This is a genomic window from Coprococcus sp. AF102-57, from assembly GCF_027686195.1.
Taxonomy (GTDB): Bacteria; Bacillota; Clostridia; order Lachnospirales; family Lachnospiraceae; genus Allocoprococcus; species Allocoprococcus comes.
In genome coordinates, this window is record NZ_JAQCSY010000007.1 from 112,655 (window position 1) to 125,366 (window position 12,712).

Genomic DNA, 12,712 nt, shown 5'->3' on the forward strand with positions numbered 1-12,712 from the left:
AAATGAGACAAATAATGACCGCACGGGCAGGGATGTGTTCAAAACAGGGGGATTATGTAAGGGTGTGCATTGGTAGTATTTAGGTTGAAAAAAGTGTCTGAAAGTACCAGAAAAGTGCAGAATGTGAGACAACTTATAACCCAGATCCGGCAGAAAGTGTTCCAGAAAGGAGCGTTTCCTGCCGTTATTATTTACTTGGAAAGGATGGTAACGATTATGAAACGATTTTATACAGCAGAATCCGTAACAGAAGGACATCCGGATAAGCTCTGCGACCTGATCGCAGACAGCATTCTGGACGCGTGTCTGAAAGAGGACGAAAATTCCAGAGTGGCCTGCGAGGTGCTGGCGACCAAAAGGAACATCATTGTAGCAGGAGAGATCACCAGCCGATTTGAGCCACAGGTGTTTGAAATCATCAAAAAGGTGCTGGAGAGTGCAGGCTATGAAGCAGAGGAAATCCACATGGATGCCCTCATCCACAAACAGAGTCCGGATATCGCCGGGGCAGTGGAGAGATCCAGAGAACGAAGGGCAGGGACTGTTTCTGTTCAGAGCGGACTTGCCAGCGGTGCCGGGGATCAGGGCATCATGATTGGCTACGCCTGCGATGAGACACCGCAGCTTATGCCGATGCCAGTGGTTCTGGCGAACCGCATTGTAAGGGAACTGTCTGCAAGCCGTAGAAGCGGATATATCACGGGAATCTTGCCAGATGGAAAGGCGCAGGTGACCGTGGAGTATGAAGATGACAGACCTGCCCGGCTGGATACCGTCATTGTGTCCTGCCAGCATGAAAAGGAAAAATCCCTTCGGAAGCTGGAGCATGAGATCCGGGAGAAAGTGTTACGCCCGGCACTCCGTATGCTGCCACCGGATGAGGATACCAAGATCCTGATTAACCCATCGGGCAGATTTGTGTGCGGAGGTCTGGATGCAGACACCGGACTGACCGGAAGGAAACTAATGGTGGATACCTACGGCAGCCTGGTACCGCATGGCGGCGGTGCATTCTCCGGGAAGGATTGTTCCAAAGTTGACCGTTCCGGGGCATACATGGCCCGTTACATCGCCAAAAACATGGTAGCTGCCGGACTTGCCAGCCGATGCCAGGTGTCCCTTGCCTATGCCATCGGGGTTGCCCAGCCAGTCATGGTGCAGGTGGATACCTTTGGAACCGGAAAGATCTGTGCGGATGACTGCCTCGCCGCTGCGATTCCTCTGGTGTTTGGGCTTACCCCAAGCCAGATTAGTGACACCCTGCACCTGAAGCGGCCGATCTACCGACAGAGTGCCGTGTTCGGGCATTTTGGAAGAAAGGAATTCCCGTGGGAGAAAACGGATAAGGCAGAGCAGCTCCGGGATACCGTGATGTAATGCCGTGGATTCCGGAAGAAGAGATCAAACGGGCAAGGGAGATCACCGCCATTGAGTACCTGAAGAAATACCAGCCGAACCGCCTGAAAAAATCTTCAGCCAGAAATGAATGGGAGCTGACAGACCACGATAGCTTTAAAATCAACGAGCTCACCAGCCAGTGGCACTGGAAATCCAGAGATATCGGGGGAACCAGTGCATTAAATTTCCTGATCCATGTAGATGGGTGTTCCTTTCTGGAGGCAGTGCAAATGCTGAAAGGTGAGTATCCCACCTACATCCCTCCGCCTGTGGAGACAAAGCCCCAAAAGCCGTTTGTCTTGCCGCCAGCCAGCCCGGACTGCCGCAGGGTGTTCCGATATCTGAAAGAGCGGGGCATCAGCAGCGAGGTCTTACAGCAGTGTGTTCATCTGGGAATCCTGTATGAAAGCCTGCCCTATCACAATGCTGTGTTCGTAGGCAAGGACGAAAATCAGGTGGCAAGGTATGCTTTCCTGCGTGGGATTTACGATGCCAGCGGAAAGTCTTTTAAGATGGAACAGGCCGGAAGCGAAAAGGCATACGCTTTTTGTGTTCCGGCACAAACAGGATGCAGACGGGTTGCTGTTTATGAAGCCTGTGTGGATGTGCTTGCCCACATGACATTGGAACAGAGACAGGGAAGCCGGGATAAGTACCGTCTGGAACTTGGCGGGATCAGCGCACCAAAAGAAGGGCAGAGCCAGCGGAGCATGAAAAAGCCGCAGGCATTGGAACATTTTCTGTCCCAGCACCCGGAGATCACCGAGATCGAAGTGTGTACCGACAATGACTTTGCCGGACGGTGGGCGTGTGAACATATCCGAAAAGCCTACGAGGGAAACTATCAGATCATCGAGAACCTGCCGGAGATCGAAGGGGCAGACTGGGCAGACGTGGCAAAGATGGCTGCCCGTACACCAGAGAAACGGCAGAACAGAGAAGCGAGGTGGTGCCTTGAAAGATAAAATAGAAGTGGAAATGCTGTCACCTCTGATGGCAGAGTTTATTCCGGACTATTCAGACATTGTGGATCTGGATGATGCGGAGCCATTGGAAGGACCTGACCTGGTGCAGTATCAGACATCCATAGCAGAAAAGGTTGATGAAATCAACCGGCTCGGTATGCCTGACAACCAGCCATGCAACCTGATTGATTATTTTGACCGAAACAAGGACATTAAGGAAAAAGTGGAACGCATTACAATGGCGGTAAAAGAACAGGAGGGTGTTTTATATGGCTGTGCAAACCTGACACTCCGGGAGAATCTGACCCCAGAGGAATACCGTGTGGTGGGGCAGTATCTGAGAGGGCAGTACAGCGATGGCTGGGGAGAAAGTCTGGAACAGCGGGAGATCAAGGTAGACGGTGGTGAATTATACTTACATTTCTATGTTGGTGCCGGCTCGGATTTCCAGATACAGGTGAAAGCACCAGAAAACGAGATGCAGGAAAAGCAATCGAAACCAAAGCCGTCCCATCTGAAGCTGAAACTCTTAGGGCATGACGGAAATATTTTCTCAATCCTTGGCGATGCCTCAAGATTGCTCAGATGTGCCGGGATGTCCGAACAGGCCAACGAGATGGCAGACCGTGTCCACAAGAGTGGCAATTATTATGAAGCACTGGGAATCATCAGCGAATATGTGGAAACCGAACTGTCGGATCACCATGAACCGCCCAGAACGCCGAGAAAAGAAATACCGAAAAAAGAGGATACCTGCCGATGAGCAGTTCCCTAAAGAAAAGCACTTCCAGAGAAATCTGGAAAATAAGCGACCGAAAGGATGATGCCTATGGGAAATACCCTGAAACTTGAAGATCTTTTAAAACCGGACTGCCTGCCGGATGAGTCTGCCGGAGGGGCGAACTGGCGTATCCTGCATGGGGATACCTTAAAGCTGGTAAAAGGATTCCAGCCGGGAATTTTTGATGCAGTCGTGACCGATCCGCCTTATGCGTCTGGGGGAACCAAGCAGAATGAACGCAACCGTACCACTAACCAGAAGTACAGCAGTATGAAAGCGGAAAACGCCCTGCCGGATTTTGATGGGGATAATAAGGACCAGCGTTCCTGGACCCACTGGATGGCAGAATGGCTGTACGATGTGCGGAAAGCCTGCAAGAGAGGGGCTCCGATCTGCCTCTTTATTGACTGGAGACAGTACCCGTCCATTACCGATGCCCTTCAGTGGGCAGGCTGGATCTGGAGAGGAACCGCAGTCTGGGACAAGGGAAACTCCCGTCCGCAGAAAGGCAGGTTCCGCCAGCAGGCAGAGTATATTGTATGGGGAAGCAACGGCCCGATGCCGATCAACCGCCCGGTGTCCTGCCTTCCGGGTGTGTTCCGTTATGGAAATCCACAGAACCGCATCCATGTGACAGAGAAGCCGCTCCAGCTGATGAAGGATGTCATCCAGATCTGCGAGCCGGGCGGCCTGATCTTAGATCCGTTTGCCGGAGCTGGTACTACCATCCTTGCGGCGGCAGAGTCAGGCTATCAGGCGGTCGGCATCGAAGTGACGGATGTGTATTATAAGCTGGGAAGCGACCGTGTTCGCATTGCACTGGAAGCATTGGAAGAAGCGGAAAACGAAGAATCGCAGTAACCGGATGTCTGCCAGACATCTGAAAAAAGAAAGAAAAGAATCCAGATGTCCACAAGACATCCACAGAGCCAGAATGCTTTGTGGGTGTTTTTTAGATCATGCCGGATAGAGGTAAACTGTCCGGTCAGGAAAGGAGATGGTCGTATTGGAACAGGCACTTGCTTATGTCTGCTGTTCTGCAGAAGAGGGAAAGACCAAAGTACAGCGGTACTGCAGGAAGATCTACGAATTGGGATATGTGCCGATCTGCCCGCAGTACAGCTTTTCCCCATTCCTTGATGATGGGGACGCAGAGGATATGCAGGCCATGCGGAGAATGTCCCACCAGATCTTAAGGCGGTGCAGGATGGTGGTCGTCTGCGGAAAAGAGACCACCGGGACGATGAACACGGAGATCAGCATGGCTGACAGACTCCATATCATCTGTACCACACTGGATGGGTTGAGCAAAATCAAGGAAAATGAATGATTCAGAAAAACGACTGGTTCAGAGGGGACGAAACCGGATGCGACTGGTTTTGCAAGCATAGCGTTTGGATATCCAAGCGCACTTTGGGGAGAACCCCAATCCCCCATACCGAGCCGTAAACAGACGAAAGGAGAACGAAAAAATGTTGGGATTTATACTTGGCACAATGACTGGAGGAGTAATGGGCGTTTTTGCAATGTGTCTTTTCATAGCTGGAAAGCGGGAGGACGAGGCGCTGGAGCGGTGCCGGATAAAACGGAAAGAGATCATCGACCACGGCGTGTGCATCTGTTTTGTAAACAGCCAGGGAGAGGAACTGTTCCGTCTGGCAGACGGGGAGAGCCTTGTGCAGAATGCCCCAAATGGAGAGCGGAACGTATCCACCTGCCACTATCTGGATGCCGATTCTGCTATGATCGATGGGAAGAAATGGAACCTTCTGGAATTTGCAAAAGAGATGGAAAAGAGGGGAATCATGCTTGCCCCGATGGAGCTGTGCCAGGTACCGGAAAGGGGGTGAGGCCTATATGAAGAAAAAGATCATTGCTGCAGCCGTAGCCATTGGCGTGCTGACAGGATTCCTGATCTGGAAAAACCGTGAAATGTAATGGAGTAATCAATAACCCGTTGGAAAGCAGGTGAAGAGATGAGAAAAAGAAACCATGTGATACCAGTCCGCCTCAATGCAAAGGAGCTGCGTTTTCTGGAAGAACAGGTAGAAAAAAGCGGCCTGTCCCGTGAGGAATATATCCGTTCCATCGTCATGGGCGGCGAAGTCCGGGCAAGACCCTGTGAGCATCATGCAGAGCTTTTACGGAAAATATCCGGTCTGTGCAACAATGCCAACCAGCTTGCCCATGTAGCCAACGGCTGTGGGATGGCCGGGGAAGAGAGTATCCGGGAAATGCTCCGCATGACGAAAGAGACATGGAGGCTGGTCAAAGAGGAATGGTAGCCGATGGCATACACCAGTATCATCCCGGTCAGCCGTCTGGACAATTCCATCACTTACATCCGAAATAAGGATAAGACCACAAAGAAAGGGCAGAGTGCCGGCTCTCTGGAAGAAGCCATTGATTACGCCATGAACCGGGACAAGACAGAGCGTTCCGTTTTTGAGGATGCCATCGGCTGTGTCTGCGAGACTGCCTATCAAGATATGGTAGAAACGAAGAAACGCTACCACAAGATGGACGGGGTACAGGGCTACCATCTGGTGCAGAGCTTTGCCAAAGGGGAAGTCACCCCGGAACTGGCACACCAGATCGGCATGGAGCTGGCAGAAAGGCTCCTTCAGAGAAAATACGAAGCAGTCATCACCACCCATCTGAACACGGAGCATTACCACAACCACATCGTGTTTAATTCCGTTAGCATGGAAGATGGGAAAAAGTACCACAGCAACAGCAGGAGTTACTATGAGGATGTGCGGAAAGCTTCGGATGCCTTATGCCTGAAATACGGCTTATCTGTCATCGAGCCGAAAAACGGCAAAGGGAAGTCCTATGCCCAGTGGATGGCAGAACAGGACGGAAAGCCGACCTGGAGAACCTCGATCCGTCTGGATATCCGGGATGCGGTGGCAGAAAGCTTCACATGGAAACAGTTTCTGGACCAGATGAAGCAGAGGGGATACCAGTGGAAGCTGAACCGGAAGTACATTGCATTAAAAGCACCGGGGATGGAACGGTATATCCGTCTGCGGAGCCTGGGGAAGCATTACTCAGAAGAGAGTATCCGGCAGTGGATCTTACAGCCAAAGAGCAGGACACCTGCTGGGAAAGAAGGAATTTCCCGAACCCCGAAAAAGAAGCTAAAGGGGATACAGGCCCTGTACTATTCCTATCTGTATCAGATGGGTGTTCTAAAGCAGAAGCCGAAAAGGATCTCCCCGGTGCTCCGGGCAGATATCCGGAAACTGGATGCCAGGATCGAGCAGATGGAATTTCTCCAGAAGCATCAAATCACCACCCGTGAAGAACTGCTCGCCTACCGTACCCCGTTGGAAGAACAGGTGCAGGCACTCACGAAAGAACGGAAGCGGCTCTACCGGAGCGAACCGGACGGTGTCAGGATCGGTCAGATCAACAAAGTACTGAAGCCGCTTCGGAAGGATATCCGCATTTGTATCCGGATCGAACAGCAGTCCAGAGAGATGGAAGAGCGGATGCGTCTGGCAGAGCAGATCCAGAGACAGGCAGAACAGGAAGAAGATAAGACGGAGAAAACCAGACAAAAGGAAACAGAAAGCAGGTGAACGATATGAATTATGGAGGCGATGCGGCGGACCAGATCGTCCGGTATTCCCTGGACGGCGTGGACCACGGGCTCAGGCTTTCGGGTACGCTGGCAAAGCATCTGGCGGTATTTGTTGCCGCCGTATTAAAAGACCAGAAGAAAACGAGGGGCAAGACCAGAATGGTGCGGATGTTAAAGGAGAACAAGCCATTGAAGTTCTTCACTGTGCCATCTGACCGCCTGCGTGAATTCTGCAGTGAGGGCAGGAAACGAGGACTGCTCTATGTGATCATCCGGGATAAAAAGAACCCGGAGATGAGCGAGGTCATGGTCTTTGCCGATGATGCAGCCAAAGTCAACCGTGTCATGGATAAGATGAACCTTGATTTTGTAAGGAGCGAAGTCGGGGAAGCTGTCCATGAGGTAACCGCCGGAATGGAAGCACCGGAAACCGAAGCAGTACAGGAAACTGTGCAGATGCCGGAGGGCGAGGTGCAGTTTGAAATCAGCGATCTGGACGAAGCATTCCAGGTCGGTGACATGGACTTTTCTGAAGAGGAAAAGAACCAGAATCATCCCGAAAAGGAGTTTTCCGAACCGGAAAATTTTATCCCGGTGCAGGAAGAGGGGGAAGAGAATCTGTCCGGCTCTTCCTTGCACAGCAGAAATATTTCTACCGGGCAGGAAAAAGGGACTGATGCAGGGCAGAGGGAACAGGAGCGTCCCAGTGTCCGCCGGGAGCTGGAGAACATCAAACGGGAAAAAGCAGAGGAATCCCAGAAGCGGAGCCGGGAAAAGAACCGTGGACCAAGGAAAACGCAGAAGAAAGCAAGAAATAAACGAAAGGTGAAAGCGAGGTAGGAGATGGACCTGACAAAATTTTTAGGGCAGGACTCGCAGGAGCAGTCCGCCCAGCGGTTATCGAAAGAAGAATATGCCGCACAGAAAAAGCAGGAGAGGGAAGAAATCTGGGGTATGATCGATGGAAAGGCACAGGAGGTCTTCCAGAATGGGGACTCCTTAAAAGGATTCCTTGATTTTATGGGACAGTGCAAGCCGCAGAGGACAGACAACCTGTTCCTGCTTTATGCACAGAATCCGGAGATCCGGCAGGTCAAGACCTTTGAAAAATGGAAGGAAGAAGGCAAGGTAGTCAAGACCGGAAGCAAGGGATACAACTTCATTGTCGGACAGGAATATGAAAAGGACGGTGTCATCCAGCAGGGGTACTCCATCCAGAAAGCCTATGACATCAGCCAGATCCGTACCAAGCAGCCGGAAGAGGCAGAGCCAAAGCCGATGGACCAGCTGATGGAAGCACTGCTGACCGACAGCGAGGTACGGATTCAGATCGCAGACAATCTGCCGGATAAGGTACAGGCACAGTACATCCCGAACAAGCGGACGATCTATGTCCGAAATGGCATGAGCGAAAATGCAACGTTCCATTCCATCAGCCGGGAGTTGGCCTGTGCATCCCTTGACCATCACGATGGAAGCTACAGCCGGGCAGGGGTATCGGCACAGGCCTATTGTGCGGCGTATGTGACAGCACAGAAATACGGCGTGGATGTCTCCGGTTTTTCCTTTGACAAGGTATGCCAGATGCAGGCATTCGGACAGAAAGATCCGAAAGAACTCCGCTCCTTTATCCAGGATGTAAAGAGTGCAGCCTATTCCATTGGCAAGCAGGTAGACCGCAACCTTGGCAAAAGCGAGCAGGAATTTATGACCGATGAATTTGCCATCCCGGAGGAAAAAACGGAGAAACCTGCCAAGAGTAAAAAGTCTCCGGAACGCTGATAAAAAGGGGCTTTTCCGGCTCTTTTGCAGTAGCTTTCCGGGAGGAAGTGTGGTATGTTGTGGTTGAGAAAAAAGAGGAAATAAGGAGGCTCGCCTATGACAAGAATGCGATATGTAAAGATGGACCGGATCATGAACCACATGCTGATCCATGCACTCCGGGAAGTGTTCCGGCAGGAAAAAGAACAGGGGCTTCCGGTGGATACCACACGGGATCTGGTTCTGAAGCTGGCAGAGCAGGAAGAGGGAAAGCTCTACCTGACAGAAGCCGAACACAGCAAATCCGTGGAAGCCTTAAACCAGCTCCGGGACACATACCTGAAAAACGGACGCTATTCCGATGGGATCGACAGCGTCCTGTTAAAGATCATGAAATCCAGATACCGCCCATACCGTGGAAGGGGAAGATGAAGAAAGGATGTGGTACAAATATACAGAAATATGACACAAGAAAGAATAGAAGCCATGCGGAGAAGATATCCGCCGGGAACCGAGGTCACGCTTAACAGCATGGAGGGGGAGAGCCACATGCCACCCGGCTTAAAAGGTAAGGTGGATATGGTAGACGATGCAGGGCAGATCCACGTAAACTGGGAGAATGGAAGCAGCCTTGCCCTCGTTCCGGGAGTGGACAGCTTCCACATTACGGACCTGCCAAGAGCAGAGAGGCCCAAACAGCAGCCATCCCGGTAACAAACAGCCGGAAGTCAGACTGGGTGATTTGGCTTGCCGGACTGCCTGTCATCTGGTGGGTAGCAATCCTGCTTGCGGATGCCATCCAGCCGGGCAGGAATCTTTTCGAGCTGATGGAGGTTCTCACAGAAAAGCTGAACCATCCCTTCCAGTTTCATTATACGGAATACACCATCAAGTCGATGCTGGTCTGCACGTTACTTTACGCAGCCGGGATCGGCATTTTTTATTCCAGTCAGAAGAACTACCGCAGAGGGGAAGAACATGGCTCTGCCAGATGGGGCGATGCCCGGCAGATCTGTAAGAAATATAGCAAGAAGCCGTACTCCCAGAACATCCTGCTGACACAGAACTTCCGCATTAGCCTTGACACCCACAAGCACCGCAGATGTCTCAACATTCTCGTAGTGGGAGGCTCCGGTGCAGGAAAATCCAGAGGCTTTGCCCTGCCAAACATCATGCAGTGCTGCTGTTCGATGGTCATTACAGACCCCAAAGCGGAGCTGCTCCGAAAGACAGGGGGCTTGCTGGAGAAAAAGGGATATGAGGTGCGTGTCTTTGACCTCATCAATCCCGACACATCTTTTTGCTACAATCCATTCGAGTACGTTCACGATGATAAAGACGTACTCCGTCTCATTTCCAATCTGATACAAAACACCACACCTAAAGGTTCCCAGTCCTCCGATCCCTTCTGGGAGAAGAGCGAAACCGCACTGCTTCAGGCACTGATGCTGTACCTGCTCCACGAAGCTCCGCCGGAAGAACAGAACTTTGCCATGATTATGGAGATGTTAGGTTCTGCCCAGGTAAAAGAAGAGGACGAGGACTACGAGTCCCCTCTGGACATTTTGTTTGACCGTTTGGAGATGCGGGACCCGGACAGCATTGCCGTGAAGCAGTACCACATCTACAAGCAGGCGGCAGGAAAGACCGCCAAGTCCATCCTGATCAGTGTCGGTGTCCGTCTGGCAGCCTTCAACCTGCCGCAGATCGCCAAACTGACCAATACCGATGAGCTGGATCTTTCTAGCATGGGCGAGAAGAAAGTAGCCCTTTTCTGCTGTATCCCGGATGCGGATACTTCTTTGAATTATCTGGTAGGCATGATCTACAGCCAGCTTTTCCAGACGCTTTATTACATGGCAGACCGTGTGCATGGCGGTGCCCTCCTGGTTCCGGTCAACTGCATCATGGATGAATTTCCAAACGTATCCCTGCCAAATGAGTTTGAGAAGATCCTGGCAACCTGCCGATCCCGTTCCATTTACTGCAGCATCATCATCCAGAACATGAGCCAGTTAAAAGCTCTGTTCAAAGACTCCTGGGAGAGTCTGGTGGGCAACTGCGATGAGTTTTTATACCTGGGCGGCAACGAAAAAGAGACACACAAATATGTATCAGAATTACTGGGGAAAGAAACCATAGACACCAACACCTACGGGCAGACCAAGGGCAAATCCGGCAGCTACTCCACCAACTTCCAGCAGAGCGGAAGGGAGCTGCTGCAGCCGGATGAAGTCCGTATGCTGGACAACCAGAATGCCCTTCTGTTTATCCGTGGGGAACGGCCCATACTGGATGCCAAGTATGACCTGATGAAGCATCCCAACATCCGGTATACCGAGGACGGCGGTGCCGGCCCGTTCAACTATGCGAAAGCACCGCTGGCACATGACGATTTTGTGTTTGATGAAACAAGATATGACGATTACGAACTGCTTCTGGATGAGGACATCATCGGGGAGCTTTTTTGATGGGAGGAATGCCAATGAATTTACTGAAAAATAAGAAACACACAGAAACCAGGAAAGAGACCGCACCGCTGAAGATGAAGAGAGGGCAGAAGAAACTGTTTGCTCTGTATGCAGTCATGGTACTGTCGATCTGCATTGGGGCGACCTGCGTTTATGCCGCAGGCGATCCGCTGACCGTAGTCAATAACCTGTCCACGTTTATCTTTTCCCTAATCCGTGCCATTGGCCTGATCCTGCTGGGATTTGGTATCGTGCAGGTCGGCCTGTCCTTAAAGAGCCACGATCCGAGCCAGAGGGCAAACGGATTTCTGACACTGGCAGGCGGTATCATCATTACTTTTGCAAAAGAGATCCTGGACCTGATCATGGGATAGGAGAAGAGACCAGAAGGGGAGCCATGCGAAATGCCGGCTCCCTGCTCACTTTTGCAGGATGGGAGGTGAAACTGTTTGAGTGATAACTGGATCGTACAGAATCTAAATTCTGCCTTGCAGACCTGGAGCGACAAGCTGGCTGAGATCTGGACACTGCTGACGCAAAGCCCGGAGAATTTCAAGGGCGGGGCGATCTGGAGCGTGATGACGAACATCAACGGAGGGCTCCGAGCCATCGGGTACGGCCTGCTGGTCTTATTTTTTGCGGCAGGGCTGGTGAAAACCTGTGGGAGCTTCACGGATATGAAGAAGCCGGAACACGTAGTGAAAGCCTTTATCCGTTTCGCACTGGCACAGGGAGCCGTCATGTCCGGCATGGAGCTTCTGACGGCAATTTTTTCCATTGTGCAGGGAATCGTGGCAAATATTATGTCCCATTCCGGGATGGCAGGTGGAACGGTGACGGAACTGCCCTCAGAGATTGTGGACAAGATCGAAGCAGTCGGGATGCTGGAATCCATCCCTTTGTGGATCGTAACCCTGTTAGGCAGCTTGTTAATTACCGTGCTTTCCTTTGTGATGATCCTGACTGTATATGGAAGAATGTTCAAGCTGTATATGTACACAGCCATCGCACCGATTCCATTGGCAACCTTTGCCGGGGAGCCAACCCAGTCTGTAGGAAAGAACTTTATCCGTTCCTACGCCGGGGTATGTCTGGAAGGAGCCATCATCGCACTGGCCTGCATCATCTTTTCGGTGTTTGCATCAAGTCCGCCGGCCATCGGGGACACCAGCCTGTCCGCCGTGACCATTGTCTGGAATTACGTCGGGGAACTGGTATTTAACCTGCTGGTACTGGTCGGGGCAGTCAAGGCATCCGACCGTATCGTAAAAGAAATCATGGGATTATAGGAGGCGAAAAAAATGGAAGAACCAAAGACACTGAGCTACGACTGGCAGTATGGCCGGGAGGAATTATTTCTCAGGGTAGACAGTTACATGAGCGATGACAATCTCTATATCGGGCTTTACCATATGGAAGATGGATACCCGGAAAGCTTTGCAGACCTTACGGTAAACCTGCCTTTTGCTCCGCTGGGCGGTATCAATGAAGCCTATATCGACCACAATTTCAGCAAAGAAAAGCTTCGTTTTATAAAGCAGCATAAGCTGGGAACGATACAGCCGGATACCGCATCCTCCGGTTACTGCATCTTCCAGAGGGTTGCATTCGACCTGAAAAAACTGGCAGAGCTTGATCCGGAAGGAACAAAAAGATTTATGGAAAGAAATGGCATCCGGCAAAGGGATGTACCAAAACAGAAACAAAAGAAAAAACAGAGATTACAAAGAGAAAGGTAGAAAACAAC

Annotated in this window: 16 protein-coding genes; all 16 read left to right on the top strand. The window is 51.3% G+C overall.

Going from position 1 to position 12,712, the window contains the following annotated elements:
• Positions 1-216 precede the first annotated feature (216 nt).
• The 16 genes from metK to PGZ10_RS06590 all read left to right on the top strand — a co-directional run bounded on the left by metK (position 217) and on the right by PGZ10_RS06590 (position 12,704).
• Positions 217-1,377 (top strand): methionine adenosyltransferase, encoded by a 1,161-nt coding sequence (metK, locus tag PGZ10_RS06515; RefSeq protein ID WP_117638875.1) that lies wholly within the window; start codon positions 217-219, stop codon positions 1,375-1,377.
• Positions 1,377-2,363, top strand: a complete 987-nt coding sequence (locus PGZ10_RS06520; protein ID WP_117638841.1) for a DUF3991 domain-containing protein — start codon at positions 1,377-1,379, stop codon at positions 2,361-2,363. The genes metK and PGZ10_RS06520 overlap by 1 nt, the downstream gene beginning before the upstream one ends.
• Positions 2,353-3,126, top strand: a complete 774-nt coding sequence (locus tag PGZ10_RS06525) for a hypothetical protein (protein WP_227617220.1) — start codon at positions 2,353-2,355, stop codon at positions 3,124-3,126. The genes PGZ10_RS06520 and PGZ10_RS06525 overlap by 11 nt, the downstream gene beginning before the upstream one ends.
• A 66-nt stretch (positions 3,127-3,192) precedes the next feature.
• Positions 3,193-4,005, top strand: coding sequence for a DNA-methyltransferase (locus tag PGZ10_RS06530; RefSeq protein WP_242993077.1), 813 nt, complete (start codon positions 3,193-3,195; stop codon positions 4,003-4,005).
• A gap of 145 nt (positions 4,006-4,150) precedes the next feature.
• A complete protein-coding gene (locus tag PGZ10_RS06535) occupies positions 4,151-4,474 on the top strand; it encodes a DUF7768 domain-containing protein (RefSeq protein ID WP_019162195.1) in 324 nt (107 codons plus the stop codon).
• Between the two features lie 142 nt (positions 4,475-4,616).
• On the top strand, positions 4,617-4,994 hold the full coding sequence (locus PGZ10_RS06540; protein ID WP_117638843.1) for a DUF3789 domain-containing protein: 378 nt from the start codon (positions 4,617-4,619) through the stop codon (positions 4,992-4,994).
• Positions 4,995-5,120: 126 nt separating this feature from the next.
• A complete protein-coding gene (locus tag PGZ10_RS06545) occupies positions 5,121-5,429 on the top strand; it encodes a plasmid mobilization protein (RefSeq protein ID WP_055149041.1) in 309 nt (102 codons plus the stop codon).
• 3 nt (positions 5,430-5,432) lie between these two features.
• Positions 5,433-6,731 (top strand): relaxase/mobilization nuclease domain-containing protein, encoded by a 1,299-nt coding sequence (locus tag PGZ10_RS06550; RefSeq protein ID WP_117638844.1) that lies wholly within the window; start codon positions 5,433-5,435, stop codon positions 6,729-6,731.
• A gap of 5 nt (positions 6,732-6,736) precedes the next feature.
• Positions 6,737-7,573, top strand: coding sequence for a PcfB family protein (locus PGZ10_RS06555; RefSeq protein WP_117638845.1), 837 nt, complete (start codon positions 6,737-6,739; stop codon positions 7,571-7,573).
• A gap of 3 nt (positions 7,574-7,576) precedes the next feature.
• Complete coding sequence (locus PGZ10_RS06560) at positions 7,577-8,515, top strand: ArdC-like ssDNA-binding domain-containing protein (RefSeq protein WP_008400043.1); 939 nt, start codon at positions 7,577-7,579, stop codon at positions 8,513-8,515.
• Positions 8,516-8,611: 96 nt separating this feature from the next.
• Positions 8,612-8,926, top strand: a complete 315-nt coding sequence (locus tag PGZ10_RS06565; RefSeq protein WP_015513376.1) for a hypothetical protein — start codon at positions 8,612-8,614, stop codon at positions 8,924-8,926.
• A gap of 9 nt (positions 8,927-8,935) precedes the next feature.
• Complete coding sequence (locus PGZ10_RS06570) at positions 8,936-9,208, top strand: DUF4314 domain-containing protein (RefSeq protein WP_330371039.1); 273 nt, start codon at positions 8,936-8,938, stop codon at positions 9,206-9,208.
• 26 nt (positions 9,209-9,234) lie between these two features.
• Entirely contained in the window at positions 9,235-10,965 is a 1,731-nt protein-coding gene (locus tag PGZ10_RS06575) for a VirD4-like conjugal transfer protein, CD1115 family (protein WP_431834994.1), read from the top strand.
• Positions 10,965-11,339 carry a hypothetical protein gene (locus PGZ10_RS06580; RefSeq protein ID WP_015533374.1) on the top strand — a complete coding sequence of 125 codons (375 nt, stop codon included), beginning with the start codon at positions 10,965-10,967 and terminating at the stop codon, positions 11,337-11,339. Before PGZ10_RS06575 ends, PGZ10_RS06580 begins: the two co-directional genes overlap by 1 nt.
• A 75-nt stretch (positions 11,340-11,414) precedes the next feature.
• Positions 11,415-12,254 (top strand): hypothetical protein, encoded by an 840-nt coding sequence (locus tag PGZ10_RS06585; protein WP_270540967.1) that lies wholly within the window; start codon positions 11,415-11,417, stop codon positions 12,252-12,254.
• Positions 12,255-12,266: 12 nt separating this feature from the next.
• Positions 12,267-12,704 carry a DUF4313 domain-containing protein gene (locus PGZ10_RS06590; protein WP_015513380.1) on the top strand — a complete coding sequence of 146 codons (438 nt, stop codon included), beginning with the start codon at positions 12,267-12,269 and terminating at the stop codon, positions 12,702-12,704.
• Positions 12,705-12,712: the final 8 nt, after the last annotated feature.

Bases quoted from the DNA above. Each gene is read 5' to 3' on its own strand.
- metK (WP_117638875.1), top strand. From the start codon at position 217: ATGAAACGATTTTATACAGCAGAATCCGTAACAGAAGGACATCCGGAT.
- PGZ10_RS06520 (WP_117638841.1), top strand. From the start codon at position 1,377: ATGCCGTGGATTCCGGAAGAAGAGATCAAACGGGCAAGGGAGATCACC.
- PGZ10_RS06530 (WP_242993077.1), top strand. From the start codon at position 3,193: ATGGGAAATACCCTGAAACTTGAAGATCTTTTAAAACCGGACTGCCTG.
- PGZ10_RS06540 (WP_117638843.1), top strand. From the start codon at position 4,617: ATGTTGGGATTTATACTTGGCACAATGACTGGAGGAGTAATGGGCGTT.
- PGZ10_RS06545 (WP_055149041.1), top strand. From the start codon at position 5,121: ATGAGAAAAAGAAACCATGTGATACCAGTCCGCCTCAATGCAAAGGAG.
- PGZ10_RS06550 (WP_117638844.1), top strand. From the start codon at position 5,433: ATGGCATACACCAGTATCATCCCGGTCAGCCGTCTGGACAATTCCATC.
- PGZ10_RS06555 (WP_117638845.1), top strand. From the start codon at position 6,737: ATGAATTATGGAGGCGATGCGGCGGACCAGATCGTCCGGTATTCCCTG.
- PGZ10_RS06560 (WP_008400043.1), top strand. From the start codon at position 7,577: ATGGACCTGACAAAATTTTTAGGGCAGGACTCGCAGGAGCAGTCCGCC.
- PGZ10_RS06565 (WP_015513376.1), top strand. From the start codon at position 8,612: ATGACAAGAATGCGATATGTAAAGATGGACCGGATCATGAACCACATG.
- PGZ10_RS06580 (WP_015533374.1), top strand. From the start codon at position 10,965: ATGGGAGGAATGCCAATGAATTTACTGAAAAATAAGAAACACACAGAA.
- PGZ10_RS06590 (WP_015513380.1), top strand. From the start codon at position 12,267: ATGGAAGAACCAAAGACACTGAGCTACGACTGGCAGTATGGCCGGGAG.